The sequence below is a fragment of the Pontixanthobacter luteolus genome (assembly GCF_947494915.1).
Lineage (GTDB): Bacteria > Pseudomonadota > Alphaproteobacteria > Sphingomonadales > Sphingomonadaceae > Pontixanthobacter > Pontixanthobacter luteolus.
This window is the reverse complement of record NZ_CANLWR010000001.1, coordinates 1,414,951-1,439,586: the sequence shown is the minus strand read 5'-3', so window position 1 is coordinate 1,439,586 and position 24,636 is coordinate 1,414,951. Positions and strand designations below refer to the sequence as shown.

Genomic DNA, 24,636 nt, shown 5'->3' with positions numbered 1-24,636 from the left:
CACGCCATGCGATCGATACTTGTTCATGTCTACAATGACCCGGGATTGGAAGCGCGCCTGCAAATTGCGCTTGATCTGGCGCGTTCGTTCGATGCGCACGTTACTTTCTTGCAAGCGGTCACGCACCAGGTGCTGATCCCCGGTGATTATACCGGCACGCTGACGGCGCAGATGATGCCAGTAGTGCAGGAACAGGCCGACGAGCTGCGCCGCGCGGTTGAAAAACGTCTGGCTGACGAGGATGTCCGCTGGGACTGGGTGCAGGAAGTCGGCATGCCAGACAGTCGGCTGATGAGCCATGCGGGCCTGAACGATCTTGTGCTGGTCGGCTCGGTCGCACCAATGGGTTCTGAAACGCAGCCATCGCGTCTTGCCGGGGCCTTGGCGATCCATGGCCGCACTCCCGTCATGGTCACGCCCAAGGATGCCAAGGGGTTCGATGCCACAAAACCGGCGGTCGTTGCGTGGAATGGCTCGCCGCAAGCTGCGCATGCCCTGCGCGCTTCGCTGGAGATGCTGCGCAAGGCAGACAGCGTGACGCTGGTCACCGTGACCGGCGAAGAAGATGCGAAGAAATACGATCTGCCGCCCTCTGAAGGTGCGGAATATCTCTCGCGCCACGGTATTTCATGCGAGATTGTCGAGGTTCCGGCGCTTGGCCGTCATCCTGCGGAAATCCTGCTGGAAGCTGCGACTGTCAGGGATGCAGGCTATATCGTGCTGGGCGCATACGGCCATGCGCGGATGTTCGAATTGGTGTTCGGCGGCGTTACGCGGCGCATTCTGAAGGATCCGAAGATCCCGCTGGTGCTGGCTCACTGACCGCGCGAAGATTGCTGGCAGTCGGCGCTTAACAGGCCGATTGCCAGCGTCACGCTTTGTCTTGGTCCTTGGACCGCCGGCGGCGCATCATGCCTTCCTGCGCCACACTTGCGACCAGTTCGCCAGCCCGGTTGAAAATCCGGCCACGGTTGAACCCTCTGCCGCTGCCGCTCCACGGACTGTCTGTCGCATAGAGCAGCCAGTCATCGGCGCGGGCAGGGCGGTGGAACCAAACCGCATGGTCAAGGCTGGCCCCGGTCAGTTCGCCCCGCATCCAGCTAAGTCCATGCGGCAAGGCGGCGGTGCCCAGCAACGTGTAATCGCTGGCATAGGCGATGACCGCGCGGTGCAGCGCGGGATCGTCCGGCAGCGGTCCAGCCGTTTTGAACCAGGTATGGGCGCAAGGTTCTTTTGGCTCGCTGTTCATCCAGTGCAGGCGATCTATCGTGCGCATTTCTATGGGCCGGGGGCGCAGCATCAGCTTGCGGGCGGCCTCGGGAATGTTCGGCTGCGCGTCGACATATTGGCGGCGCAGTTCCATGTCCGATTTCAGGTCTTCTGGCGGGGCGACATCGGGCATTGCGCAGTCCTGATGCTCCAGTCCGTCTTCCGCCGTCTGGAAGCTGGCGGTGAGGTTTAGGATCGGACGAAGATTGCCATCTTCCTCTGCCTGACTGGCCACGACCCTGCGATTTGCGAAGCTGCGGCCATCGAAATCGCGTTCGATCCGGTAATCGATTTCCGGCCCTTCTTTCCCGCCGCGCAGGAAATACGCGTGCAATGAGTGAGCGATCTTGTCATCCGGGACTGATCGCTGCGCGGCCATCAAAGCCTGCGCGATCACCTGTCCGCCAAAGACGCGGCCAACGCCGTCCTTTTGTGGCTGCCCGGTGAAGCTGTTTTCGTCGTTCTGTTCGACTGTCAGCAGGCTAACGAGCCCATCGACCAGTTCTTGCGAAGTCTTGTTGTCACTCATCCCGCTGCTTTGCTTTGCAGCTGCGGCAACGTCAACGCGCTTGACCGGTCAGACGCAGCTTTCTGAGCGCCCGGAATGTGTAGGCCTTGGCCTTGTTGGAGCCGGGCCAGCGCGATGTGCTGGCCGGTGCGAGACCCCTGTTACGCAATATTCGGTTCAAACCGCGCGCGTCCGCTTCTTCAAAGCTCCAGTCGCTGCGCCATGTGATCGACAGCGAGATTGAACTGTCTGGTCCATTGCGCACGAAATGCGGTGCCATGACCGGAACGAACAATGCCTCACCCGCTTTGATGGCAAGTTCGGTACCTTCGGCGGCGAAGTCATCGCGCCATTCGAGTTCCCGCGCGCCGCCCGAATGGTAGCTTTCATGGACGGTATCCGGTGCAAAGCGTGCATTCCCGGCTGGAAACTGGGTCATCACTTTCGACCCTTTCAGCTGCAGCAAGATGTTGTGTTCCGGGTCGAAATGATAGGGAGTGACGGCATTGGGCGAGGATATGAATACAAACCCTTGCGGGCGTAGCATGGCGCCCGTCTTCGTTTCGATTTCGGCTTGGATTTCAGCAAGGAGCGACATCAGAAGATCACGGTAGGCAGGCACTTGCTCGATATTCTTCAGGACAGCCCAGCTGTTGCTTGTGGCGATCTTGCGGATCGTGTCCTGAATCGACAGACCTGTTCCGCCGGGCTTGCCGTCGACGCCGATGGGAAGGTCGCCCCGGTTATACTCGGTAGAGCTTTCTGGCAGCGCCGCACCCAGTTCAGCCAGCGCATCCAGCGTGAGCAGTGAATGTTCAGTCAAATTGTGCGGCAGGGTATGCGGCGTCTCGGGGTAATTTCTTGCAAACAAGGCCCGCGCCGATGGGCCGAATACCGGCAGTTTGTCGCTAATCGACGGGTGCGGTGCGCAAGCCTGTCCGGAATCCGAAATTTCGCCGGACCGGGAAAAATCGTGACTGTGTTCCATCATTCGGTTCCCATAATTTCGCTGCCGCTTTCCGCCTTCAGCAATTGACGGAATGCGGCTTGTCTCAATTTTCCGCCGATCCCCACGCTAAGGCGGACCATCGACCGTTTTTCGCGCCAAATCCGTTCGATCATCGGGTGATCTGCGGCAGCGCAGCTATCTGTCCATTCGATCGACGGTTCTTGCAGAATGTCGAGGTTTTCCCGCTGCAGGAGAACGCCTGGCGAAAACCGCGAATAGCGTTCGTCGAAGGCGGTCTTGAAAGAGAACGCGCCGGGCGGGCAGAGAAAGTTGGCGAGCATCGCGATCGGCCTGTCATCGAGATACAGGGCCAGACGCTCAAGTTTACCTATTCCGGCTGCACCGTTCAGCATGTCCGCGAACAAGGCCGCCGTGCGCGGATCTGATGCCAGCGCTGATCCGGCTGCGCCTTTCCAGCCTGCTGCCTCCAGTTCCAGAAAGTCGTTGGCCCAATCTGCCAGGTCGTGCGCATCGCGGCGGCGTTCGAACCGCAGTTCGCCCAATTCGGACAGGCGATTGTACTGGCGTCGCAATTCCTTGCGTTTCTTGCCGCTCATGGATGCTGCGAAATATTCTTCCGCCGAAGCGGGCGATGCGAGCATAGCGCGTTCCCCGCGGTGGACAATTGCACAAGTCGCGCGGCGGGCGGTAACTATATCTGCAAGCGAGCGGAACAGCGCGCCATCCTCGGCAATGCCTTCAAGGTGGAAGAACAAGCTGTGTGACGGATGCGCATCGAGGTGGTCCAGCAATGCTGACCAGAATTCTCCCTCATGCCCGGCTGTGACCAAGGGAGCTCCGCAAAAGGCATTGTCGTGCATCCATCCGCGGAGATGCGGGATCGGATATCCGTAATAGCTGCCCGATCTTTGTAGGGGCAAAAGCCCGCATAGTTCGCCTGCTGCCCAGAACTGAAGGATTTCAAGCCGGCCGTCGGGGTCGAACGCCTTCATGGCAGGCGGCAGCCCCCATGATGAGTAGAATGGATTGGGTTCGCTGGAGATTGCTTCCAGCGCGGCCCACTGCGCGATCATATCTGGCCCGGTGCAGGCATTGAGAGACGAAACCGCAATCCCATCGGCGCACGGCGCCGGGGCCGCCGCGTGGGGCAGTGAGCCGTTTGCACCAATATCGGTTGGCTGCGTGGCCAAGCGTTAACCCTCATACAGTGCGGCATTGCGCGCCGCATGGGGGGCTTAGCGAAGCAATGCTGAAGAAGGTTTAACGTCTGATCTCCCGCCCCAAATGACAGAACCCCGCCCGGATCGCTCCGGACGGGGCTCTGGCTCAGCCTGGGCTGAAGTCTGGATCAGCCTGCGGCAAGTGCTGCGAGAAGCAGCAGAGCCACGATGTTGGTGATCTTGATCATCGGGTTCACGGCCGGACCGGCAGTATCCTTGTAAGGATCGCCAACGGTGTCACCGGTAACGGCAGCCTTGTGAGCTTCCGAACCTTTGCCGCCGTGGTTGCCGTCTTCGATATACTTCTTGGCGTTATCCCATGCGCCGCCGCCGGCGGTCATGGAAAGCGCCACGAAAATACCCGAGACGATCACACCCAGCAGCAACGCGCCAAGAGCGGCAAAACCGTTTGCCTGGCCCGCAACAGCGGTGATCACGAAATAGACCACGATCGGTGCGAGAACCGGCAGCATCGAAGGAATGATCATTTCCTTGATTGCAGCCTTCGTCACAAGATCGACTGTCCGTGCGTAGTTCGGACGGCTTGTGCCGGCCATGATGCCGGGGTCCTTGGCGAACTGGTCACGAACGTCGACAACCACGTCACCAGCGGCGCGGCCAACAGCGGTCATGCCCATCGCACCGAACAGGTACGGGAGCAGGGCGCCAAGCAGCAGGCCGACAATGACATACGGGTTTTCAAGACTGAAGCTGACCGCGAGATCCGGGAAGAACTCCTTGAGGTCAGCGGTATAAGCCGAGAAAAGAACCAGCGCGGCAAGTCCTGCCGAACCGATTGCGTAACCCTTGGTCACGGCCTTGGTGGTGTTGCCCACAGCGTCGAGTGCGTCGGTCTTCTCACGGACGCTTTCTTCCATCTCAGCCATTTCAGCGATGCCGCCAGCGTTATCGGTGACAGGACCATACGCATCAAGCGCCACGACCATCCCGGCGAGCGCCAGCATCGAAGTTGCCGCGAATGCGATGCCCATCAAACCAGCGAGCTGGTAAGTGACGACGATGCCGACAACGATCACGAGTGTTGGCAAGGCGGTGGATTCAAGGCTGATTGCCAGACCCTGGATTACGTTGGTGCCGTGGCCGGTTTCGGACGATTTCGCAATCGAGCGAACCGGACGGTATTCGGTCCCGGTGTAATATTCCGTGATCCAGATGATCAGGCCGGTAACAGCCAGACCCACCATCATCGACCAGAACAGGTCCATGCCGGTGAACGTTTGTTCGCCAACGGTGTATTCAGCGCCCATACCAATCGCGTAATCGGTGGCCCACCAGATCGCCGGAATCGACAGAACGGCAGTGGTGATGAAGCCCTTGTAGAGCGCGCCCATGATGTTGTTCGATTTGCCGAGGCGCACCATGTACGTCCCGATGATCGAAGTCACGATGCACACGCCGCCAACCAGCAGCGGAAGGCTCATCAATGCGAACAGATCGGCTGCAGCAAGGCTTGTCAGCAGCAGTGCTGTCAGAACCATCGTTGCACCAACGGTGACGACATAGGTTTCGAACAAGTCGGCGGCCATGCCAGCACAGTCGCCGACATTGTCGCCCACGTTATCGGCGATGGTTGCCGGGTTGCGTGGATCATCTTCCGGGATACCGGCTTCGACTTTACCGACCAGATCGGCGCCGACGTCGGCAGCTTTGGTGAAGATACCGCCGCCAAGACGGGCAAAGATTGAAATAAGCGATGCGCCGAAGGCCAGACCCACAAGTGCGTCGATGACTTCGCGTTTCTCAGCAAGGACGGTGAGGTCGAGCCCCATTTGCCCGGTCAGCAGCCAGAAGAAACCGGCGATCGCCAACAGTGCGAGGCCCGCCACGAGCATCCCGGTGACAGCGCCAGCGCGGAAAGCCACGGTCAGCCCTTCCTGAAGGCCTGTCTGGGCCGCTGCGGCCGTACGGACGTTGGCACGAACCGAGATGTTCATCCCGATAAAGCCAGCCACACCCGACAGGATCGCGCCGACGACAAAACCGGATGCCGAAATTGGGCCGAGAAACACGAATACGATGATTGCGACCACAACGCCGACCATGCCGATCGTCGTGTATTGGCGTTTCAGATAGGCTTGCGCGCCTTCCTGAACAGCGCCGGCAATTTCCTGCATTCTTTCATTGCCGGCTGCAGCGCCGAGCACCTGGCGGCTGGTAATGAAGCCGTAAACCACGGCCAGCAATCCCAGTCCGATTGCTATATAGACAATTTGCACATTAATCCCCTCACGCAGATGATTTGGCCCGCTTATACGGGTCCAAAAAGGTGGTTGGACTTTAGGGGCGGAGTTACGGCGCGCAACCCCAAAGCGGCAGAAATGCACGGCTCACCGCGTTTTCACGTGTTTAGTGCTGATAACCGAGCGTGTCGCCGGGATCTGGTTCGCTGCCGTTAATCAGCAAAGGGCTTCGGGCAGGGTCAAGAACCGAGCCGATACGGTGCGCTGCAACCGGAAGGGCAACCTCTTGATTTGCCGTGAAAAGCAGCTGGTAGTCATCGCCCCAGCGAAGCGCGTCGGATCGGCGTGGTTCGGGCGCAGCAATAGGAACCTGGCTGGTCTCGATGTTGATAGTCACGTTTGAAGCAGAAGCCATCCGGCTTGCATCCAGAAGCAGACCGTCCGACACATCCATCATCGCGGTTACGTGCGGCGCCAGGGCCTGACCGGCACCGAGCAAGGGCAGCGGGCGCCTGTAGGCCGCTGTTTCTTCTGCACTTAAAGATCCGCTCTTTGCGTTCCGCATGGCTTCGAAACCAACCATTGCCCCGCCGACAGGACCTGTGACGAAAATCGCGTCACCGGCCTTTGCGCCGCTACGGGATGGGACCGGCACGCTTGTCGCTGTGCCAATTGCGGTCATGCCAAAATTGCGCGGGCCATCGCCGGAAACGGTGTCTCCTCCAAGCAGCGGCACCTGATATTCATCGAGTACTTCTGCCAACCCGGCAAGGAAGCGATCATCCTGTTCGCCCAGCATATAGCCGAGCAATACGCCCACCGGCTGCGCGCCTTTGGCGGCAAGGTCGGACAAATTGGCCGCTGCCAGCTTCCATGCGACGTCGGCCATATCCTGTTGGGGCAAAAAATGGACGTTTTCGACCATCGCGTCATGTGTCAGGATCAGCGTTTCCCCGCCGATTTCCAGCACCGCCGTATCATCGGCGAGTCCGCGTGCGGCGGGATGCGTGGCGATGGCCCGCAATTGCTGGATGAAGGCGCTTTCGCTGGTCAGCGGACCGCCTTGGCAACCGCGTCGAGAACCCCGTTCACGAATTTCGCCTCGCGGTCGTCGAAGAAAGCTTTCGCGACATCGACATATTCGCTGATCACGGTCGCAACCGTGATGTCTGCGCGGGCCATCAATTCATATGCTCCGGCGCGCAGGATTTGGAGCATGGTTTTGTCCAGACGGGCGACAGTCCAGCCATCGGCCAGTTTTTCGGTCAGCTTCGCATCGATATCATCGCGGCGCGCGTCGACGCCCGCGACGATATCGTCGAACAGGTCGGTATCGGCATCGGCATACTGATCGTCTTCAATCTCGCGGCCAAGGCGGTGCTGGTGAAATTCGTCCAGCAATTTGGCCAGCCGGGTTTTTTCCATATGCTGCTGGTAAAGCGCCTGGACGGCGGCGAGCCGCGCAGCTGCGCGGGCCTGTGATCTGGATGTGCTCATTTCAAACGTTTCTCGATAGATTGTGCGTGCGCTGGCAGCCCTTCGGCTTCGGCCAGCGCGATGGCTGCCGGGCCAATAGCGTTTAGTGCAGCTTCGTCCAGTTCAATGAAGCTGGATCGTTTCATGAAGTCGAGCACGGAAAGTCCGCTGGCGAAGCGGGCGCGCCGCCCGGTCGGCAGAACATGGTTGGGCCCGGCCACGTAATCCCCCACCGCTTCCGGTGCAAAACGGCCGATGAACACGCTGCCTGCATGGCGGATGCCCTCGAACAGCGGCGCTGGATCGGCAACGGCCAGTTCGACGTGTTCGGCGGCCAGAGCATTGGCGAGCGCGATTGACTGGTCCAGGTCATCGACCACGATAACAACGCCGTGATTATCCCAACTGGCCTTTGCGGTCTTCTGCGTGGAAAGCATAGCGCATTGTACGTCAATCCGGTCTTCGACCTGACTGGCGAAGTTCGCATCGTCAGTGATCAGGATAGACTGCGCGACGGGGTCGTGCTCGGCTTGGCTGAGCAGGTCGGCGGCGATCCAGTCCGGATTGTTCTGCCCATCGGCAATCACCAGAATTTCACTTGGCCCGGCGACCATGTCGATGCCGACCACGCCGTATAGCTGGCGTTTTGCCTCGGCCACCCAGGCATTGCCGGGGCCGGTGATGACGTCGACGCGGGAAATCCGCTCTGTGCCGTAGGCGAGAGCGCCGACTGCTTGCGCGCCGCCGACGCGCCATATCTCATCTACGCCAGCAAGGTGCGCAGCGGCCAAAACCAGAGGATTGATTTGCCCGCGCGGCGTGGGTGTCACCACGGCAAGCCGTGCGACACCGGCCACCTTTGCGGGGATCGCATTCATCAGCAGGCTGGAGGGATAGGCTGCGCGTCCGCCCGGCACGTAAAGACCGGCGGCGTCGACCGGCAACCAGCGAGCGCCCAGCCTGACGCCTGCGTCGTCGGTGTAATCCCGGTCAGCAGGCAATTGTGCTTCGTGATATGTGCGGATGCGGTCCGCAGCCAGTTCGAGCGCCTGCCGCAGGCTTGGCTCCAGTGCGTGAAAAGCCGCTTCGCAGTCGGCTTTTGAAATAGACCAGTCGGCATCGCTGGACAGGTTGTGCTGATCGAAACGGGCGGTCAATTCGACCAGTGTTTCATCTCCGGACGCCCGGACCTTCGAAAGGATCGTCTTCACCTGATCGGCGACACCTTCGTCGCTTTCGCGGCGTGAATTTACTATCCTGCGGAATGCCTTCGCGAAGTCCGGCTGACTGATAGACAGGCGCTGCATCAGGCCGCTGCCTGTGCCGCGTTTGCGCGGAAGGCTTCGACCAGCGCGGCAACGCGCCCGTCCGTCTTAAGCGCTGCACGATTGACGATCAAACGCGCGGAAATGTCGATAATTTTGGATGTCTCGACAAGGCCGTTTTCCTTCAGCGTGCGCCCGGTGGATACAAGGTCGACGATACGGCCTGACAGGCCGAGGCTGGGGGCAAGCTCCATCGCGCCGTTCAGTTTGACGCATTCCGCCTGGATACCCTGCGCCTCGAAGTGGCGGCGCGTCAGGTTCGGGTATTTCGTGGCTACGCGGACGTGGCTCGCGCCGTCGATGCCTTCTGCACCCTCAACCGGCTCGGCCACTGACAAGTGGCATTTGCCAATCTCCAGATCGACCGGAGCGTAAAGATCCGAATAGTCGAATTCCTCGATCACGTCGGAACCGACAATTCCCAATTGTGCCGCGCCGTGTGCTACGAACGTTGCAACGTCGAATGCGCGCACGCGGATCAGCCGCATATCGTCGCGCGTCGTTGCAAAGCTGAGCGCACGATTGCTCTTGTCGTGAAAGCCATCCTCCGGAATTACTCCGGCATCGGCCATCACTGGCAGAGCTTCGTCAAGGATACGCCCCTTGGGCACGGCAAATGTAAGCTGCGCTGTCATAACGGGCGGCAAATAGGCAGAGCCGGGGCAAAGGGCAATGGAAAGGAAGCCAAATGGCTGCGAATGCGATCATGGACATCGGTAATGTGGCCGAAGCGATTGAATGGCAGGCTGTCCATGCGGAAGAAGCAGGCGCGCCCAATACGGCAAAAGTCGTCCGGGCGCTTCTTGCGATCCTCCAAGGCGATACGGCGGTGGGTCGCCGGATTGCGAATTGGGAAGGGCTGAGTGTGAAAGACGCCATGCCGCTGAGGATTACCGGCGGGTTGCACAATCTGCTTTTGACCGGCGAGGATCGGCGTCTGGAACCGGTTTACGCAGGGCTGGTCGCGGGACAGGATGCTGTCGATGCAATCGTGGTAGATCTGGTTGAGAAATTCGATGCGCGCCTGCTGCCATGGCTGGATGGGCCGCCGCAGACCAACGAAGCCGGACGGTCCTGGGCGTTTATGGCTGCGCTGAAATGGCTGTCGGAAAAGCTTGGGCCAAAATTCGAGATAAACGAGCTGGGCGCGAGCGCAGGCGTCAACACAATGATGGACCGCTATCATTTCAATCTTGGCGGCGTGACGGCCGGGCCGAGTGCGTCACCGATGAGGATTGAGCCGGATTGGGAAGGGCCGCCGCCTCCTGATTTTCCGGTGGAGATTGTGTCTATCCGTGGATGCGATCAAGCTCCGGTTGATCTGTCCGACCCGGATTCTGCGTTAAGGCTGAAGAGTTACGTCTGGCCCGAGGCGGCGCAGCGCATGGCACGGATCGAGGCGGCGATCGAGCTAGCAGGGAAATGCCCGCCCGATCTGGTCAAACAGGATGCCGGGGATTTCGTGGCCGAGATGCTTCAACGGGAACAGCCGTCGGGTGTCACGCGGGTCCTCAGCCATTCGATAGTCTGGCAATATATCCCGGAAGCGACGCAGCAGACAATCATGCACATTATGGAACAGGCCGGCGCGAAGGCCACTGCGGAACGCCCGCTTGCGTGGGTTGCTCTCGAAACCAACCGCGAAACTTTCCGGCATGAGCTTAGCGTACGTTACTGGCCTGACGGGGAGGATACGGCGACGCTGGGCTGCGGCCATCCGCATGGTGCCTGGGTTGAATGGGACGGCTGATCAGCCGCCTGTCCGGCCAAGAAAATCGTCGATAGCCGCGTTGACCTTTTCCGGTGCCTCCCACGGGACGAAATGTCCGCAATCGGGCACTTTTACCAATGTCAGGTCTTTGATCACCCGATCCAGACCATCCAGATTTTCCGGCGGCAGCGCCATGTCGTCGAGCGCCCATATGACAAGCGTCGGAATATCCAGATTGGGTAACATCGGCGGAGCAAACCCTTCGGGCACATCGAACGGGGCGTCCATTGGCGGTACGTCGATCTGGCTGGCGCGGTACCAGTTCAGCATCGCAATGCTCGTTTCCGGATCGGACCAGTCACGCAGCTGCGCCGCGCGTTCTTCCGGCTCCATTGCCGACGCACTTTCCCATTCGGCTTCGCGCCTGAGGAATTCGGCCAAGCCGTGTTCTAGGATAAAGGGATCATGACCAGCATCGCGAAAAGCGCGCATGTACTGGCTCGCCTGTCGCTGCACCTGGTTGGTGTATAACAGCTTCTGAAAGATCACCGGATGCGGCGCATTGGCGATAATCGCCCGTTCTACTCGTGCGCCCTGACCGCCGATTGCCACACCCCAGGCAATCGCGCCGCCCCAATCATGTCCAACCACCGTAAATTTATCGACGCCCAGAGCATCTGCGAGCAGGAACACATCCCCGATCAGCTTGTCAGGGGTATAGGCATCGATCCCGGCTGGACGCGACGAACCGCGATATCCGCGCTGATCGGGCGCGATGCAGCGATAACGGTCCGAAAGATGCGGAATCTGGTGCCGCCAGGTGCGGTGCGATTCCGGAAAACCATGCAGGAAAATCAGCGTTTCACCGCCGCGCGGCCCCTCATCGACCACATCCAGTTCGATGCCGTTGGCCAGCGTAACGCGTTTCTGGGTGAGAGCCATGTCAGCCATCCGCTTCCATTTTTTCCATATATCCGGCAGCGACCATCCCGGCGACCTGATCGAGCAATTGGTCAGGGGTGCGGCGCATCTCGCCCATCGCCTCTTCCATCCCGCGTGCCACGATGATTTCGCGCTGTCCGGCTTCGATCGCGTCGACCATAGTCTTGGCCGCTTCAGCGGGCGGGATACCGTTGTCGATTACATCATCGCTCTTACCGCGCTTTGATCCGTCTGCCGCCAGCGCATTGCGGGAGACATTGGTTGCGACAGAGCCGGGCGCAATCACGTGCACTTCCACGCCTTTTACGGACAATTCGGCCCTCAGCGCATCAGCATAACCGATGAGGCCGAATTTCGCGGCGCAATAGGCAGTGCGCATCGGCACGCCGACCTTGCCCGCGATAGAACTGATAAAGACCAGATTGCCGAATCCGCGCTCCGCCATATGCGGCAGTAGGGCCTGCGTCGCTGCAATCTGGGCCGTCAGATCGATTTCGATGATGTCGCGGTACACCTGCATGTCGGTTTTCAGCGCTTGGCTGCGCTGGGAAATACCCGCATTGGCGACAAAGACATCGACATTGCCCGTCCATGCGGTCGCCTTGGTGACGGCGTCGTGCATCGCGGCATCGTCACGCACGTCGAAGGGGAGGATCAGGCTATCCGTGCCGAGGTTCTCAGCCACTGCGGAAAGCCGGCTCTCGTCGCGTCCCGAGAGGATAATGCGGGCGCCGCGCGAGGCCCATTCTCTGGCCAGCGCCTCTCCGATTCCCGACGATGCGCCGGTGATCCAGATGGTCTTGTCTTTGAAGCTCATGGGTAACTCACTGTCTTTGGGGTGTCGGGGATGGGAATATATTCGTCTCTGTCACCGGGTACCTCTGCAAACCTGCCTTGGTCCCAGTCTTCCCTTGCCTGCTGGATTCGCTCGCGGCTGGAACTGACGAAGTTCCACCACACATGGCGCTTGCTGGCAAATGCTTCGCCGCCAAGATACATGACGCGCCCGCCTGATTTGGAGGCAAGAGTCATCGTTGTTCCGGGTTTGAGCACTGTCAGCTGATAAAGGCCCAAGGCTTGCCCATTGATCTCTGCCTCGCCACCGACCAGCATCAACGCGCGTTCGTCTGCGCTGTCATCGATCGGGATCGATCCTGACGTTGAAAGGGCAATCTCAGCGTAAATCGTTTCTGCGTGCGTGGTGGTTGCCGCCCGCTGACCCCACAGGTCACCCATGATGACGATCGCCTTGGCACCGCCTCCCTCGATCACCGGCAGGTCCGAAACAGCCTCGAAAGCGGGGTCGATCTCCTCACGGCCATCAGGCAGCGCGAGCCAGGTTTGCATTCCATAAAGCTGCGGCCCTGCGTCACGTTCGGCCTGCGGGCTGCGTTCTGAATGAACGATGCCGCTGCCCGCTGTCATCAGGTTCACCTGACCCGGTCGAATGGTCGAATAGCTGCCAATGGAATCGCGGTGATCGATTGCGCCCTGGAACAGCCATGTAACGGTGGAAAGATTGATGTGCGGATGCGGGCGAACATCCATTCCGGTTCCGATATCGAGCGAGCCGGGACCGAATTGGTCGACGAAGATGAACGGACCAACCATGGTGCGATCTCTGGAAGGTATCGCGCGGCGCACTTCGAACGCACCAAGGTCGTGCGTGGCCGGTGTGATGGTCTGTTCGACGATATTATTCATCAGGGGCACTGGCCTTGATCGCGAGCGCGTGTACCCGCTGCCCCGGTATATCACCCAACGCGCCAATGATCATGCGCTGCCGGTTCAGCCGTGACACGCCGGAAAAATGTTCACTCTCGATAACGATGGTGAAATGCGATTCCCCGCTGCCATCATCGCCGGAGTGGCCGGAATGTTTGGCGCTGTCGTTGATAATTTCCAGCTTTGACGGGGCGAACGCGCCCTTCAGCAAGGTTTCCATTTCTTGGGCAACGGTCATCAGGTCAAACTCCAGATTTGCAATTTCAGCAGGGCTCCCCATCCTAAAGCCCTATGCGCGGTGACAGGTTCCATGGTCGGTTTGAAGATGTAGGGCAAGAATGCCAGGCGCCCGGATGCAGGGAGGCGGGGGAATTCCGCGCCCCGGGATCGCGCGGAAACAGTTTTGATGGGCCGGGTGAATGGCGCTGGTTCTGCCTGGAGCACGTGCGCGAATTCAACTCCGGGTACGACTGGTTCGAAGGCATGAATGCCGAAGAAATTCTGGCAGCCCAGTCACCTGCCGCAGGCTGGGCGAGCGAGAGCAGGGCCTTTCGCCCCGATGCCGGGATCGACGGGATGCCGCGCTGGGCTGATTTCAGCGACCCGCTCGATGCGATTGGCGGACGGGCCGCAGATATCAGGGCGCGCGCCGCGGGAAACACGGCCGAATATGGGCGTTTCACCCCGCACGAGCGGGAGGCGCTGAATGTCATGGGGCTCAAAGTCGATATTGACCGGCAGAAGCTGCGCCGGCGGTATTCGGAACTTGTCCGGCGCTATCACCCGGACCGCAATGGCGGCGACCGAAGCCACGAGGCGCGTTTGGGGAAAGTCGTCGATGCGTACCAGTTGCTGAGGAAAAGCGCCGCTTTCGCCTGATTTAAGAGCCTGAAATATGTTCGGCCATCGCGATACTTTTGCTTGGCCCGGTCAGCCCTGCCGAAATGCCCAGCGCAGTGTTCGTCCGGCAGTGCGTGCGGCCAATTTTGCCGGGATCGCGGTGATCCCCGGGCTGCTCAGGCCGAGCATCGAGCGGGCATAGGCGGGCAGCATGTCGACTGCGGCGGTTCCGAGCATCTGCTGCACGCCGGGCGGTGTCCCCTCAGGCCGCTGTGTCAGGACCAGATCAGCGACCTGTCTGGCCTCTGCAGAAGGGCGAAGTTCGGTGCGAAATTCCCGCATCAAGGCGTCCGCTGCCCGCTTGCTTTCCGGGACAGGTTCTGCCCCTAGCTTTCTCGCTATCACGGCGAACTGGCGGAAATACTCGTCCTGATCGGCCAGGCTCATCCTAGGGCGGACATATTGCAGGTAGGCGTCGAGAAAGCTGGTTGCCTCTGCCACGTGAACCCATGCCAGCGTGCGGGGGTTTTGCGCTGAATAGGGCGTCCCGTCGGAAAGTGTACCCGCGACTGCGGCATGGATCCGGTTCACCCTGTCGATCACCTTTTCCGCTTCATCCTTGTGGCCAAAGGTCGTTACCGCAATGAATTTTGCGGTCCGCCGCAGCCGGCCATGCATGTCTTCACGAAAGTTCGAATGATCCAGCACCCCTTGCAGCGCGTGGGGGTGCAGCATCTGCAGCAGCAGGCTCCGAATACCGCCGATCATCATCGAGACAGCATCGGCATGAACCAGCCGGATCGGGGAATCCTTTGCGAACAACGCATCATCGGACGGCGGAACAGGCTTTTCACCTGAAGCGGTGTCGTTAAAAACCGCGCGCACACGGACCACCAATTTCGTGCGAATATAATCGGATGGAAGCGGCAGAGGCATCTTGGCGAATATAGGCTAATCTGCGGTCAAGGGAATGTTATTGTGTCAGCGCTTGCAGGGACCCTATCGCGCCGCTAGGCGTTGCGGCGATATGACAGACAAGACTTTCGACCCGACCTCCAAGACATCGCTGGCCGCGCCCGATACCACTGTTGATGTGCGCGACACATTCGGCATCGATATCGACTGGCAGGTTCCGGCCTTCAGCGAAGCGGATGAACGCGTTCCCGATTTCGACGCAAGCTATGTGTTCGATCCGGACACGACACTCGCGATCCTCGCCGGTTTTGCGCACAATCGCCGGGTGATGGTGCAGGGCTATCACGGCACGGGTAAGTCGACCCACATCGAACAGGTCGCAGCGCGCCTCAATTGGCCATGTATCCGCATTAACCTCGATGCGCATATCAGCCGTATCGATCTTGTCGGACGGGATGCCATTGTCCTGCGTGACGGATTGCAGGTCACTGAATTCCGCGAAGGTCTGCTGCCGTGGGCTCTCCAGCATCCGGTGGCACTCGTGTTCGACGAATACGACGCTGGCCGCCCCGACGTGATGTTCGTGATTCAGCGTGTCCTTGAAACAGAGGGCAAGCTGACGCTGCTCGACCAGAACCGCGTGATCCGCCCGGATCCGAATTTCCGCCTGTTCGCCACCGCCAACACGGTGGGACTGGGCGATACCAGCGGGCTTTATCATGGAACCCAGCAGATCAACCAGGGCCAGATGGACCGTTGGAACATCGTTGTCGGCCTGAATTATCTGCCCGCCGAGACCGAGTTGGACATCGTATCTGCGAAGAACCCGGACACCGACCGCAAGCAGATCGCCGACATGATCAAGGTTGCCGACCTAACCCGTCAGGGTTTTATGAATGGCGATATCTCCACCGTGATGAGCCCGCGTACGGTCATCACCTGGGCGCAGAACACGGCCATCTTCAAGGATGTCGGCTTCGCGTTCCGTCTCAGTTTCCTGAATAAATGTGACGAGGCAGAACGTATGTTGGTGGCTGAATATTATCAGCGCGTGTTCGGCACCGAACTGCCCGAGAGTGTTGTCTCGAAAGGCTGAAATTGCGTCTCGCATTCAGCGTATTAGTCTGCTAATACAGTTGTAATGGTTGCGCGCTTTCTGAGCTTTCTGAAAAATGGCCGGCGTGCGTCTCCGGAAACGGAGCCGCGCGGCAACGACTATTATTCCGTGCAGGAGCCCTACGGTAGCGCATGGGCAGATGATGACGACGATTTCGATCTGCACGAAGCGCCGCGTGCTACACCGCGCGCGACCAGGCCTGATTTCGATGCCTGGGACGAACGGCTGGATCAGATCGACGGTCAGGTCGTGGCGCCCGATCGAACGCGTCACCGGTGGTGGCAGCCGCGTTATTGGCGCCAGCGCCGCAAGCGCTGGTGGATCGCGCGTATTGTTGCAGCGCTTCTTCTATCATTTTTCCTGATCGTTGCGTGGCTGGCGGTCACTGCTCCGCTGTCGAAGTCGCTTGAACCGATCGCCCCGCCGCAGATCACCCTGCTGGCGGCGGATGGGACCCCGATCGCGCGCAATGGCGCGATCATGGGCGAACCGGTGGACCTGCAAAAACTGCCTGATCACGTGACCGAGGCATTTCTCGCAATTGAGGACCGGCGTTTCTTTGATCATTGGGGTGTTGATCCGCGCGGCTTGGGCCGGGCAGTATGGGCGCGCGTGTCGGGCGGACCGATGCAAGGCGGCAGCACCATCACACAGCAGTTGGCTAAATTCACGTTCCTTACGCCGGATCAGACATTGTCGCGCAAGGCTCGCGAAATGCTGATCGCGTTCTGGCTGGAGGCCTGGCTTACGAAGGAGGAGATCCTCGAACGCTACCTCTCCAACGCGTATTTCGGAGATAATGTCTACGGTCTTCGCGCCGCATCGCTGCACTATTTCTATCGCCATCCCGAGAACCTGAAACCGGAACAGGCAGCCATGCTGGCGGGCCTTGTGCAAGCCCCATCGCGCTTCGCACCGACACGCCATTACGACCGGGCCAAGAACCGCATGGTCATGGTCAAGAATGCCATGGTCGCGGCAGGCTATCTGACAGAGAACGAAGCCAGAGCGATGCCATTTCCCAAGGTCGACAGCCGGACCATCAGGGATTTGCCGACGGGCACATATTTCGCCGATTGGGCGCTACCCGAGGCGCGCGATCTGGCCGGCGGCGGATATTCCAGCCAGCAGGTTACGACCACGCTCGATTCGCGGCTGCAGAATATCGCGGGCAGGGTCGTCAAAAATGCCCGGCTGGGCGATGCGCAAATCGCGCTGGTGGCGATGCGGAAGAATGGTGAGGTCGTCGCCATGATCGGCGGCAAGGATTACAGCAAATCGACCTTCAACCGCGCTACTCAGGCAAAGCGGCAGCCCGGCTCGACCTTCAAATTGTTCGTCTGGCTGGCAGCGCTTGATGCGGGGATGGAACCCGATGACCTGATCGACAATTCTGCAATAGAAGCCGGCTCCTACAGGCCAAAAAATGCGGGTGAGCGATATTCGGCCAATATCACGCTGGAAGATGCTTTTGCCCGGTCGAGCAATGTCGCAGCAGTACGGTTGTTCAACCAGTTGGGCGATGAAGCGGTGCGCGAGAAAGCCCGTGAATACGGCATATCATCCCCGATGCCGGCTGGCGACCCAAGCGTGGCGCTGGGCACGTCGACAGTAACCTTGCTTGAACTCACCGCAGCGTATGCCGGAGTCGCGGCAAACAGTTATCCAATCGAACCGCACGCTTTCCCGCGCGAAGAGCAGGGATGGTTCGACTGGTTGTGGAACATGCCGGGCAGCATGTCCTCGTCCTCGCATGCCGACATGGAACAGATGCTTCGGACTGCGGTGAACCGGGGCACTGGCAGGGCTGCTGTCTTGAGCGTGCCCAATTTCGGCAAAACCGGGACCAGCCAGAACAACCGTGATGCGCTGTTCGTCGGCTATGCGGGCGATCTGGTGGTCGGCGTGTGGATCGGGAATGACGATAATTCGCCGCTCGCGGGGGTCAGTGGCGGCGGGCTTCCTGCGCGTATCTGGCGCGATTTCATGCGCCAGGCTATCGGTGCAACGGTTGTGGAGGCTGTGCCAACACCCACCAATCCCGAAGGCCCGGTCCAGCCGCTGGACGTGCCCAACCTCGAAGATATCCCTCTCGATGACAATGGATCGCGTCTGCGCATCGATGAAGGCGAGGGGGTGACCATTTCAACTCAGGTCGAAGGCGTGCCGCTGGAAATCCGGCTCGATGATAACGGGCTGGTGGTCAATCCGGGCAGGTCGGAAGACGATCGGGCACCGCGAAACTAGCGCTGAGTTATTCTCCTGCCATCAGGATATTCATGATGGCGGTGGCAATTGGCCTGTCGCGGTCATCCTGCCATGCTTCTACAGAGATATTGGCGTTTCGCCGGCCTAGCTTGGTGATCCGGCCCTTGGCATAGGTCGTGTGGCGCTTCCCCGCAGACAGAAACTGGACCGTGATGTTGATCGGTTTAAGCCGGTGGGTCCGGCCGCGCTGCTGCAATTCCTTGCGTAGCAGCGCATATCCTGCGGTTTCCAGCAGGCCGCTGGTCGCGCCGCCATGAAGATGTTCCGGGCGTCCCTCTACATCACCGGTAAACTCAAATGCGAGGACGGGGGCGCCGTCTTCTTCACCCTCGATCCGGATGCCGATGGATTTCGCATAGGGGGTTAGGTCTGTGCTTGCATCAGACATTGCGCGTCTCCCCACTGATCGACATGAACACCGCAGACATGGTTGCAACCGTATCTTCCGGATCGCCATCATGCGCGTAACCGCGAACGAAGGCCGCTGATTTGGTGAGGCGGTAGCATTCCACATGCGCAATCACTGCGCTGCGAGCACGGGCAGGGCGCTGATAATCCACCCTCAGGTCCATCGTTGCAATGCCTACGAATTTGCCGTTCGCAGTCCAGATCGAGAGGCCGGACGCCATGTCGAGCAGGCTGATGATCGGGCCCGATGCGAGAATTTCCTGGTCGGCTTCGCCCACCAGATCTTCGCGCCAAGGCAGCTCCAGTTCGACCCAGTCATCCCCGTGATCATGATATTCGAGACCCAGCGCAGAAGAGTGCCCATGGCGGAGCATGAATTGCGCGGCCTGGCTTGGATCGAATTTGTGGGGCTCGGACATGGTGACGCTGTTATCCTGTGGGCCGTTCAATTCAATGGTAGTTTTCGCAAAAGCGTGGGTGAACGATTAAAGGACGCCGCCGGCAAGCGCGTCGATTGCGCCCTGCAGGAAAACCGCCGCCGCGTGGCTGTCGATCCGTTCCGCACGTTTGCGGCGGCTCATATCCTGACCGATCATGTCGCGTTCTGCCGATGATGTGGACCAGCGTTCGTCCCACAAAAGCACCGGCAATTCGAACGCAGCCGACAGGTTCCGAGCGTAAGCGCGGCTGGCCTGTGCCCTTGGTCCCTCGCTGCCGTCCATGTTGCGGGGCAGGCCGATTACCATACCCCTGATCGTGCGTTCTTTGACAAGCTCGGCCAGGCGGTCACGGTCGCGTCCGAACTTGCCCCGTTCCAGCGTTTTTCCGGCGGTCGCGAATTGCCAGCCTGCATCGCAGGTTGCGAGGCCGATTGTCTTTGTTCCGAGGTCGAGCGCGAGCAACGCACCGCCATCGGGGAGCGCGTCACGAAACTCGTTTGCGATGTCGGTAATCAGCGGCCCGAACTCCAGCTGCCGACGCGGCTTACAACGTCGGACTGCAGGTTCTTCCAGAACAGCGGAATATCATAAACATGGTAATTGTTGCCCGGCAGCACCGCATTGCCCATTTCCGGTGGCGGGCCGATCAACAGCAGGCCGTTATCCGCGCAGCGAGCGGGAACATAGCTTTCGACAAGCTCGCCATTGGATAGATCATCCTGCGGCACCAGCGTGCCGGCATTGCTGCTGGCAGGTGCAGACCCGCCGACAGAGCCGGTCAGTGGGTTTGTGCAAAGAATTTCGCTTTCGCCGCGAAGCTGACCGTCGAAACCGGGCGAGGTAGCATATGCCTCCAGAACGGGACCGGGATCGGCCGGTTCTGCATAGCTGGACCAGCTCAATATACAGCCAGCCTGCTGGGCCGTGGCGCAGGCCGGCAGACCGAGAGCGGGCAGATCGTGCGCGATGGAAATGGGCCAGCCGGCGGCATAGACCGCCGCGATCCGGTCTGCCGCGGGCTTACCGGCGACTTCTTCGCGCAGCAGGCGGAGAAGGTGCAGAGAGCCTTGGCTGTGCCCGACCAGTACAACGGGCGTGTCAGCGTCGACCGTCGCCATGAAGAAATCATACGCCTGCTTCACATCCGAATACGCCGCTTCGATGGATTTTTGCGCATCCGCGCTGTCGGTCAGGAACGCGCCGAATGTTGCCTGCCGGTATCGCGGTGCCCAGATTTCGCTGGCGCGGTTGAACGGGCTGGCCATGCCGCGGACATACAGTTTCGCAATGCGCTGCGATTCTCCCTCTTCCAGCGGCGCATTCCAGTTGCTGCGGTCGAGGTAGCTTGTCGGATGTACGAAGAAAACCGCAAATTCCGGATCGGGCTTCGCTGTGCGGGGCAAGGCGCGTTCTTCCCCGCGCGTCGCCGGTTGCCAGCGAGCCGGATCGTCCAGGCCGATACCGGGCCGGGAAAACCACATCGCTGGATCCTGATAGGCGTTCTCTTCGAGCGGGGACTGTTCCACGAAGCCGCTGCTGGGCACCATGGCGAGCCGGGTCAGTTCTTTCGACCAGATATTCAGAACGAACCCGCCCGCGATCACCAACACAATGATGATGGCAATGGAATAAAGGAATTTACGCGCCATTTTTGGCAGGCTCCACTTTTTCGCGGTTGTCGTAACGCTGGGCACGCTGTTCCAGGGCAACCTTCAGCATGGCCAGCATCGGATCGGCCAGAAACAGGCCGATGATCCCAAACAGAATACCCATTATCAGCTGGGCTGCGAGAACGAGTGCAGGGGCAAGATCGACGGTCTTCTTGGCGATCATCGGGATAACTACATAGCCGTCGAATGTCTGAACAAGGAAATAGACGAATATGGTGTAGACGCCCATGTCCGTTCCGCCTGAAAAGCCGACCAGCACCATCAGCGACCCTGCGACCAGTGCGCCGAGATTTGGGATGAAGGCCAGCAGGCCCGTCAGAATGCCCAGCAACGCCGCCATTGGCACACCGTACCATGCCAGCAATATCCAGGTGAAAATCCCTTCGAAAATCATGCCCACCAGACGGCCCGCCATCAGGCGGCGCATGGTATAAGCCATCTTCGATGCAGTTTCGAAAAACTCTGCGCGGCGGTGGCGCGGCAGCATCCATGCGACGCCGCGTTCATACAGCTGCGGTTCCATCGCAAGATACACTCCGATGATGCTGATCAGCAGCAATGTGGTCAGCCCGCCCAGTATACCGCCAATGGCGCGAGTGACGGTGCCAACACCGCTGATCAGCTGCCCGGCCATGCCCTGCAGATCATCGACGGCCACTGCGAAACCCTGCGCGCGTAGCCAGCCAAACGCCACCGTCGCTTGCGCTTCGATAATTTCAGGAAGCTGCGCTGCCTCGCGCGAAATCTGCGACCCGGCATACCCGGCCAGCCAATAGAAAAATCCGCCGCCGATGAACAGGACGATTGCGACCAGCCATGTGCGGGGCAGGGGAACAACCCGGCCAAGCAGGCGCGCGCCGCCATCGATAATCGTCGCGGCAACCATCGCGCCGAAAATGACCAACAGCGATTGTGAGATGTAAACGGCGAGGATCACCAGGCCGATGACGCTGGTCCAGACAAATGCACGCTGCGCTTCGAACCTCAGTTCGGGGCTTGAGATGCGGGAAGGGCTGCCGCCAATCCCCTCGTCAAAGGCCTGCTCGTCTGGTTCCTGGCTCATTCGTTCTCCGGCGTTTCCGAGATTGCCGGACGCAGCGTGGTCCAGGAACGCCCGCTGCGCAAGGAAGACCACCAGCTGGCCGGGTTCCAGGTCGTGCTTCCATCCAGCGAGAAGGTCAGGAATTCTGCACGCCCGCCCACGTTTTCCATTGGAACCGGCCCGCCAAGACCAAGCTCGAACGTTGCTGCCCTGCTATCGGCCGAATGGTCGCGGTTGTCGCCCATCATGAAGATGTGCCCGGCGGGGATGGTGATCTCGTCAAAATTGTCGAGCGACTGGTTCATGTGGTCAATAATCAGGTAACTCGCGCCGTTGGGCAGCGTCTCGCGGTAGGTCGGCACTTCGTATACTTCGCGGCCATCATCCAAAGTGGTGCGGTATTGCTCAAAATAGGCCAGACATGGCCCGCCATCGCAGGTTTGCTGCGGATCGATAGGCAGCCTGATGGCCGGTTCGACGGCCTGGGGAACAGGGTTTCCGTTGAGGATGATCTGGCCGTTGACCACGGCGATCCTGTCTCCCGGCAGGCCGACAACGCGCTTGATGTAATCTTCATCGCGGACCGGCGGCACAGCGATCACGATATCGCCATATTCAGGCGTGCCGGGCCAAACGCGCCAATCACCGCGCGGCAGAACGTGGAACGATGCCGAAACCCACGACCAGCCGTACGGGTATTTGCTCACCACCAGACGGTCACCAACCATCAGATTGGGCAGCATCGAGGTGCTGGGAATGTAAAACGGTTTCGCGACCAGGCTGTGAAATGCCAGCACCGCGAGCAGCATCAGCGCCAGCCCGCGGATTTCCGCGATCCAGTTGATCTTTTCAGACGATTCGCCGTTTGCGCTGGTGGTCTGTTTTGTCACGTTTGCTGCCGAAACTCGTATCTTTACCGGAGGATGGGAATGGCTTCGATTATTACGAAGGCCTGCGCCCATGGATGATCATCGGTGAGGGTGAGATGAATAACTGCCTCATGGCCATCGGGCGTCAATTCCGCAAGCCGCTTTGCCGCGCCATTGGTGAGGGCGAGGGTGGGCGCGCCGGACCTGGCGTTCACCACGCCGATATCCTTCATGTAAACGCCGCGATAGAATCCAGTGCCGACCGCCTTGGAAAATGCCTCCTTGGCGGCAAACCGCTTGGCGTAGGTTCCGGCGCGAGTGAAGGGCCGCTTGGCAGCCTTGGCGCGCTCGATATCGGTAAAGCTGCGTTTCTCGAAGCGCTCTCCGTGGCGGTCGAGAACGCCCTGGATACGCTCAATATTGCACAGGTCTGATCCGAGGCCGATGATCACCGCTTGGCTTTCCTTTTGGTGCGTTCGACTATTTCTGGAATCCCACCTTCTTGTTTCTCGCGCAGAAAATCGTCCCGAAGCTTCTGCAATGTCTCGCCAAGCCAATTTTTGCCGAGCCACTTAGAGCGATCCGTCGCATATTCGGCGTCAGCGGCTAGGCCGATGCCCCAAATCGTGTCAATTGGACTCGCCTCCGCGAGAGATGTGCCAGCCGTGTCGAGCAGCATTTGAAGCAAGTCGCGATGGGTCGTGAATTTTGCCCGATTCCCTCGATAGACTACGTTGCGTGCTTCGGCTTCCCATGTACCTTGATCAAAATTCTTCACTTTTCGGCCCAGTGCTTTTTGAACGCCCGGTTCCTGAGCGTCCAAAATCCGAGCGCGCATTTCCGGATCGTTAAAGAGGCGCGCCTTCTCTGCCATCATGTACTGCTCGGCGGTGTTGTAATAATCGCCCTCTAGCGTGAAGGGGCTGTGATACCACTGCGAGAACGGTCCGCTCCAAAAGAAGGTGAAACGCTCGCCACTCACCGCGCTTCATCCATCAGTTCGCGCATTTTGCGCACGGCGGGCTCGAGGCCGGTGAACACAGCCTCACCGATCAGATAGTGGCCGATATTGAGTTCGGCGAGCTGCGGTATCGCGGCCACCGGCTGAACATTTTCGTATGTCAGTCCGTGGCCGGCGTGTGGCTCGATTCCATTCTTCGCTGCTAGGGCCGACATGTCGGATATACGCTTGAGTTCCGCAGCGACCAGCTCGCGGTCGTTGTCGAGGTGGGCGTGGGCGTATTCGCCGGTGTGGAACTCAACCACCGGAACGCCAAGCTGCAGGGCCGCGTCCAGTTGGCGTTCCTGCGCCTCGATAAACAGGCTCACCCGGATGCCCGCATCGCGAAGCCGCGAGACGATCGGTGCCAGGCGGTTGTGCTGGCCCGCAGCATCCAGACCGCCCTCGGTCGTACGTTCTTCGCGTTTCTCTGGCACGATGCAGGCCGCGTGCGGATTATGTCGCAGCGCGATTTCCAGCATTTCGTCAGTCGCCGCCATTTCCAGATTGAGCGGCAGATCGGTTGCGTCCTGAATGCGCTTCAGATCGTCGTCACGGATATGGCGGCGATCTTCCCGAAGGTGCGCGGTGATCCCGTCGCCGCCGACGGCCGCGACAATCTGTGCTGCGCGAACCGGATCGGGATGGTCACCGCCGCGCGCATTGCGGATGGTGGCGACGTGATCGATGTTCACACCGAGACGCAATCTGCCTGACACT

The 24,636-nt window shown here is 59.9% G+C and carries 27 protein-coding genes; 5 read left to right on the top strand and 22 right to left on the bottom strand.

Features of this window, described 5'->3' with window-relative positions; all coding sequences use genetic code 11:
• Window positions 1-6 precede the first annotated feature (6 nt).
• Window positions 7-822 (top strand): universal stress protein, encoded by an 816-nt coding sequence (locus tag PO778_RS07030; RefSeq protein ID WP_271439053.1) that lies wholly within the window; start codon window positions 7-9, stop codon window positions 820-822.
• A 49-nt stretch (window positions 823-871) separates the two neighbouring features.
• Here PO778_RS07030 and PO778_RS07025 read toward each other — a convergent pair whose 3' ends face one another.
• From PO778_RS07025 to hisG, 8 genes are all read right to left on the bottom strand, one after another.
• A complete protein-coding gene (locus PO778_RS07025) occupies window positions 872-1,798 on the bottom strand; it encodes an acyl-CoA thioesterase (protein ID WP_271439052.1) in 927 nt (308 codons plus the stop codon).
• A gap of 31 nt (window positions 1,799-1,829) precedes the next feature.
• The gene (locus PO778_RS07020) at window positions 1,830-2,678 is read right to left on the bottom strand and encodes a transcriptional regulator (protein WP_271439359.1); all 849 of its coding nucleotides are present in this window, start codon (window positions 2,676-2,678) and stop codon (window positions 1,830-1,832) included.
• Window positions 2,679-2,764: 86 nt separating this feature from the next.
• A complete protein-coding gene (locus tag PO778_RS07015) occupies window positions 2,765-3,937 on the bottom strand; it encodes a GNAT family N-acetyltransferase (protein ID WP_271439051.1) in 1,173 nt (390 codons plus the stop codon).
• 158 nt (window positions 3,938-4,095) lie between these two features.
• Window positions 4,096-6,204, bottom strand: a complete 2,109-nt coding sequence (locus PO778_RS07010) for a sodium-translocating pyrophosphatase (protein ID WP_271439050.1) — start codon at window positions 6,202-6,204, stop codon at window positions 4,096-4,098.
• A 130-nt stretch (window positions 6,205-6,334) separates the two neighbouring features.
• A complete protein-coding gene (gene thiL, locus PO778_RS07005) occupies window positions 6,335-7,222 on the bottom strand; it encodes a thiamine-phosphate kinase (protein ID WP_271439358.1) in 888 nt (295 codons plus the stop codon).
• Complete coding sequence (nusB, locus tag PO778_RS07000) at window positions 7,219-7,665, bottom strand: transcription antitermination factor NusB (RefSeq protein WP_271439049.1); 447 nt, start codon at window positions 7,663-7,665, stop codon at window positions 7,219-7,221. Before nusB ends, thiL begins: the two co-directional genes overlap by 4 nt.
• On the bottom strand, window positions 7,662-8,951 hold the full coding sequence (gene hisD / locus PO778_RS06995) for a histidinol dehydrogenase (RefSeq protein WP_271439048.1): 1,290 nt from the start codon (window positions 8,949-8,951) through the stop codon (window positions 7,662-7,664). Before hisD ends, nusB begins: the two co-directional genes overlap by 4 nt.
• Complete coding sequence (gene hisG, locus PO778_RS06990) at window positions 8,951-9,604, bottom strand: ATP phosphoribosyltransferase (protein WP_160730214.1); 654 nt, start codon at window positions 9,602-9,604, stop codon at window positions 8,951-8,953. Before hisG ends, hisD begins: the two co-directional genes overlap by 1 nt.
• A gap of 53 nt (window positions 9,605-9,657) precedes the next feature.
• Between hisG and PO778_RS06985 the strand changes: the two genes are divergently transcribed.
• Window positions 9,658-10,719, top strand: a complete 1,062-nt coding sequence (locus PO778_RS06985; protein WP_271439047.1) for a DUF2332 domain-containing protein — start codon at window positions 9,658-9,660, stop codon at window positions 10,717-10,719.
• On the opposite strand, the gene PO778_RS06980 is transcribed toward PO778_RS06985, so the two are convergent.
• The 4 genes from PO778_RS06980 to PO778_RS06965 are packed head-to-tail and all read right to left on the bottom strand — an operon-like array spanning window position 10,720 to window position 13,585.
• Window positions 10,720-11,622 carry an alpha/beta fold hydrolase gene (locus PO778_RS06980; protein WP_271439357.1) on the bottom strand — a complete coding sequence of 301 codons (903 nt, stop codon included), beginning with the start codon at window positions 11,620-11,622 and terminating at the stop codon, window positions 10,720-10,722.
• Between the two features lies 1 nt (window position 11,623).
• The gene (locus tag PO778_RS06975) at window positions 11,624-12,439 is read right to left on the bottom strand and encodes an SDR family NAD(P)-dependent oxidoreductase (RefSeq protein WP_271439046.1); all 816 of its coding nucleotides are present in this window, start codon (window positions 12,437-12,439) and stop codon (window positions 11,624-11,626) included.
• Entirely contained in the window at window positions 12,436-13,326 is an 891-nt protein-coding gene (locus PO778_RS06970) for a pirin family protein (RefSeq protein WP_271439045.1), read from the bottom strand. Before PO778_RS06970 ends, PO778_RS06975 begins: the two co-directional genes overlap by 4 nt.
• A complete protein-coding gene (locus PO778_RS06965; protein WP_271439044.1) occupies window positions 13,319-13,585 on the bottom strand; it encodes a BolA family protein in 267 nt (88 codons plus the stop codon). The genes PO778_RS06970 and PO778_RS06965 overlap by 8 nt, the downstream gene beginning before the upstream one ends.
• Before the next feature lie 53 nt (window positions 13,586-13,638).
• On the opposite strand from PO778_RS06965, the gene PO778_RS06960 reads away from it, so the two are divergent.
• A complete protein-coding gene (locus PO778_RS06960; protein WP_160730210.1) occupies window positions 13,639-14,226 on the top strand; it encodes a J domain-containing protein in 588 nt (195 codons plus the stop codon).
• A gap of 51 nt (window positions 14,227-14,277) precedes the next feature.
• On the opposite strand, the gene PO778_RS06955 is transcribed toward PO778_RS06960, so the two are convergent.
• Window positions 14,278-15,123, bottom strand: a complete 846-nt coding sequence (locus PO778_RS06955) for an oxygenase MpaB family protein (RefSeq protein ID WP_271439043.1) — start codon at window positions 15,121-15,123, stop codon at window positions 14,278-14,280.
• Between the two features lie 91 nt (window positions 15,124-15,214).
• Between PO778_RS06955 and cobS the strand changes: the two genes are divergently transcribed.
• Both cobS and PO778_RS06945 read left to right on the top strand, forming a co-directional pair.
• A complete protein-coding gene (gene cobS / locus PO778_RS06950; protein ID WP_160730208.1) occupies window positions 15,215-16,198 on the top strand; it encodes a cobaltochelatase subunit CobS in 984 nt (327 codons plus the stop codon).
• A gap of 45 nt (window positions 16,199-16,243) precedes the next feature.
• Window positions 16,244-18,466 (top strand): transglycosylase domain-containing protein, encoded by a 2,223-nt coding sequence (locus tag PO778_RS06945; protein ID WP_271439042.1) that lies wholly within the window; start codon window positions 16,244-16,246, stop codon window positions 18,464-18,466.
• Window positions 18,467-18,473: 7 nt separating this feature from the next.
• Here PO778_RS06945 and PO778_RS06940 read toward each other — a convergent pair whose 3' ends face one another.
• From PO778_RS06940 to PO778_RS06900, 9 genes are all read right to left on the bottom strand, one after another.
• Window positions 18,474-18,875: a PaaI family thioesterase gene (locus tag PO778_RS06940; protein ID WP_271439041.1), complete on the bottom strand. Its 402-nt coding sequence runs from the start codon at window positions 18,873-18,875 to the stop codon at window positions 18,474-18,476.
• On the bottom strand, window positions 18,868-19,314 hold the full coding sequence (locus PO778_RS06935) for a PaaI family thioesterase (RefSeq protein ID WP_160730205.1): 447 nt from the start codon (window positions 19,312-19,314) through the stop codon (window positions 18,868-18,870). The genes PO778_RS06940 and PO778_RS06935 overlap by 8 nt, the downstream gene beginning before the upstream one ends.
• A 66-nt stretch (window positions 19,315-19,380) precedes the next feature.
• Window positions 19,381-19,851, bottom strand: coding sequence for a Holliday junction resolvase RuvX (gene ruvX / locus PO778_RS06930; protein WP_420849994.1), 471 nt, complete (start codon window positions 19,849-19,851; stop codon window positions 19,381-19,383).
• Window positions 19,848-20,984, bottom strand: coding sequence for a DUF3089 domain-containing protein (locus tag PO778_RS06925; protein ID WP_271439040.1), 1,137 nt, complete (start codon window positions 20,982-20,984; stop codon window positions 19,848-19,850). The genes ruvX and PO778_RS06925 overlap by 4 nt, the downstream gene beginning before the upstream one ends.
• Entirely contained in the window at window positions 20,974-22,068 is a 1,095-nt protein-coding gene (locus PO778_RS06920) for an AI-2E family transporter (RefSeq protein ID WP_271439039.1), read from the bottom strand. The genes PO778_RS06925 and PO778_RS06920 overlap by 11 nt, the downstream gene beginning before the upstream one ends.
• Window positions 22,065-22,937 (bottom strand): signal peptidase I, encoded by an 873-nt coding sequence (gene lepB, locus PO778_RS06915; RefSeq protein ID WP_271439038.1) that lies wholly within the window; start codon window positions 22,935-22,937, stop codon window positions 22,065-22,067. Before lepB ends, PO778_RS06920 begins: the two co-directional genes overlap by 4 nt.
• A gap of 23 nt (window positions 22,938-22,960) precedes the next feature.
• Window positions 22,961-23,368 carry a holo-ACP synthase gene (gene acpS / locus PO778_RS06910; RefSeq protein ID WP_271439037.1) on the bottom strand — a complete coding sequence of 136 codons (408 nt, stop codon included), beginning with the start codon at window positions 23,366-23,368 and terminating at the stop codon, window positions 22,961-22,963.
• Window positions 23,365-23,898 carry a riboflavin biosynthesis intermediates N-glycosidase gene (gene ybiA / locus PO778_RS06905; RefSeq protein WP_271439036.1) on the bottom strand — a complete coding sequence of 178 codons (534 nt, stop codon included), beginning with the start codon at window positions 23,896-23,898 and terminating at the stop codon, window positions 23,365-23,367. Before ybiA ends, acpS begins: the two co-directional genes overlap by 4 nt.
• Entirely contained in the window at window positions 23,895-24,635 is a 741-nt protein-coding gene (locus PO778_RS06900) for a pyridoxine 5'-phosphate synthase (RefSeq protein ID WP_271439035.1), read from the bottom strand. The genes ybiA and PO778_RS06900 overlap by 4 nt, the downstream gene beginning before the upstream one ends.
• Window position 24,636 lies beyond the last annotated feature (1 nt).

Bases quoted from the DNA above. Each gene is read 5' to 3' on its own strand.
- PO778_RS07030 (WP_271439053.1), top strand. From the start codon at position 7: ATGCGATCGATACTTGTTCATGTCTACAATGACCCGGGATTGGAAGCG.
- PO778_RS07025 (WP_271439052.1), bottom strand. From the start codon at position 1,798: ATGAGTGACAACAAGACTTCGCAAGAACTGGTCGATGGGCTCGTTAGC.
- nusB (WP_271439049.1), bottom strand. From the start codon at position 7,665: ATGAGCACATCCAGATCACAGGCCCGCGCAGCTGCGCGGCTCGCCGCC.
- hisD (WP_271439048.1), bottom strand. From the start codon at position 8,951: ATGCAGCGCCTGTCTATCAGTCAGCCGGACTTCGCGAAGGCATTCCGC.
- hisG (WP_160730214.1), bottom strand. From the start codon at position 9,604: ATGACAGCGCAGCTTACATTTGCCGTGCCCAAGGGGCGTATCCTTGAC.
- PO778_RS06985 (WP_271439047.1), top strand. From the start codon at position 9,658: ATGGCTGCGAATGCGATCATGGACATCGGTAATGTGGCCGAAGCGATT.
- PO778_RS06980 (WP_271439357.1), bottom strand. From the start codon at position 11,622: ATGGCTCTCACCCAGAAACGCGTTACGCTGGCCAACGGCATCGAACTG.
- PO778_RS06975 (WP_271439046.1), bottom strand. From the start codon at position 12,439: ATGAGCTTCAAAGACAAGACCATCTGGATCACCGGCGCATCGTCGGGA.
- PO778_RS06970 (WP_271439045.1), bottom strand. From the start codon at position 13,326: ATGAATAATATCGTCGAACAGACCATCACACCGGCCACGCACGACCTT.
- PO778_RS06965 (WP_271439044.1), bottom strand. From the start codon at position 13,585: ATGACCGTTGCCCAAGAAATGGAAACCTTGCTGAAGGGCGCGTTCGCC.
- PO778_RS06960 (WP_160730210.1), top strand. From the start codon at position 13,639: ATGCGCGGTGACAGGTTCCATGGTCGGTTTGAAGATGTAGGGCAAGAA.
- PO778_RS06955 (WP_271439043.1), bottom strand. From the start codon at position 15,123: ATGCCTCTGCCGCTTCCATCCGATTATATTCGCACGAAATTGGTGGTC.
- cobS (WP_160730208.1), top strand. From the start codon at position 15,215: ATGACAGACAAGACTTTCGACCCGACCTCCAAGACATCGCTGGCCGCG.
- PO778_RS06945 (WP_271439042.1), top strand. From the start codon at position 16,244: ATGGTTGCGCGCTTTCTGAGCTTTCTGAAAAATGGCCGGCGTGCGTCT.
- PO778_RS06940 (WP_271439041.1), bottom strand. From the start codon at position 18,875: ATGTCTGATGCAAGCACAGACCTAACCCCCTATGCGAAATCCATCGGC.
- PO778_RS06935 (WP_160730205.1), bottom strand. From the start codon at position 19,314: ATGTCCGAGCCCCACAAATTCGATCCAAGCCAGGCCGCGCAATTCATG.
- PO778_RS06925 (WP_271439040.1), bottom strand. From the start codon at position 20,984: ATGGCGCGTAAATTCCTTTATTCCATTGCCATCATCATTGTGTTGGTG.
- PO778_RS06920 (WP_271439039.1), bottom strand. From the start codon at position 22,068: ATGAGCCAGGAACCAGACGAGCAGGCCTTTGACGAGGGGATTGGCGGC.